Annotated in this window: 1 protein-coding gene; it reads right to left on the minus strand. The window is 67.6% G+C overall.

The genetic code is table 11. From position 1 onward, the window contains the following. Window positions 1-82 precede the first annotated feature (82 nt). Window positions 83-328, minus strand: a complete 246-nt coding sequence (locus ACFW2E_RS44940) for a hypothetical protein (protein ID WP_384477421.1) — start codon at window positions 326-328, stop codon at window positions 83-85. Window positions 329-676: the final 348 nt, after the last annotated feature.

Here is a 676-nt window from a genome sequence, read left to right on the forward strand (position 1 = left end):
CCGGCGCGAGCCCGCCCGCCGCGCCGCCGCCCCCCCCCCCCCCCCCCCTCGGCCGTGCTCAGAGCTCTGTCACACCGCCTTCTCAGCCCACCAGGATCACTACGACACCGCCGGTGTTGAAGCCGTTGTTGAAGCCGAAGCCGCCGAAGTTGCCGTAGCCGAAGCCGCAGTTGTTCCACCAGCCACCGTTGAAGCAGCCGCGGTTCGTGGAGACCTGGGCCGGAGCGGATGCCGCGGCCGTACCTGCTGTGGCGATCGTCGTGCCGCCGGCCAGCAGAACACCGACGGCGGAAACCGCCGCGAGACGCCTAGCACGCTGTGCATTCATGGACGTACCTTCCTTCCACCCCTCGTGCGGTCCTCGACTGCACGAACCGGATGGCCGCGACCTTGGAGTGAAAAGTCCGGCGCGGTCGTAGGTGTGGCCGTGAGCAGGGATTACGCCAGGGGTGGGCGCACCCCGCCCTGCGGCTCTCACCCATAGATCTTAGATGGCCATCGACCGCCCAGCATCCGGAGCGGATCAGGCGCCGGGCAACCACGGCCCGTGCAACCTTCGGCGCTTCACAGGCTTCCTACTCTCGGGGGATCATCCTCCTTGGTTCCGACGGACGAGAGAGGTTCAACGGGGATGAGTGAACAGGACGACTGGGAGCGGGAGTTCGACCACAGCTGG

Origin of the sequence: Streptomyces sp. NPDC058964 (assembly GCF_042741275.1) — a bacterium.
Taxonomy (GTDB): domain Bacteria; phylum Actinomycetota; class Actinomycetes; order Streptomycetales; family Streptomycetaceae; genus Streptomyces.